The 238-nt window shown below is 82.4% G+C and carries 1 pseudogene; it reads right to left on the bottom strand.

Annotation, left to right across the window (positions count from 1 at the left end):
- A pseudogene (locus KVS71_RS18665) lies at positions 1 to 226 on the bottom strand (acetylesterase); the annotation flags it as partial.
- Positions 227 to 238: the final 12 nt, after the last annotated feature.

The raw sequence follows: 238 nt of genomic DNA, 5'->3' as shown, positions 1-238 counted from the left end.
CGGCGCCGCCGGCATGCCCGACGACGGCCACCCGACGGCCTTGCCCCCGGGAGGGGGAGAGGCCGACGGGGGCCGCGCCCCCCGCGGCGGCCCCGCGCCGCCAGCGCCGCCAGCGGTCGGCGAAACCGGGCGGCGCGGGCACGGGGCGGTCGGCGCGGAGGTCGGCTTCGGTGCGGCCGTAGCTGCCGTCGCACGCGGCATCGGGGGACCAGGTGGCGTAGGGCAAGGCGGTGGCCAA

This window comes from Microbacterium sp. GbtcB4 (assembly GCF_019091465.1).
GTDB lineage: Bacteria > Actinomycetota > Actinomycetes > Actinomycetales > Microbacteriaceae > Microbacterium > Microbacterium paraoxydans.
The sequence above is the reverse complement of the archived record's forward strand: the minus strand, read 5'-3'. Positions and strand labels throughout refer to the sequence as shown.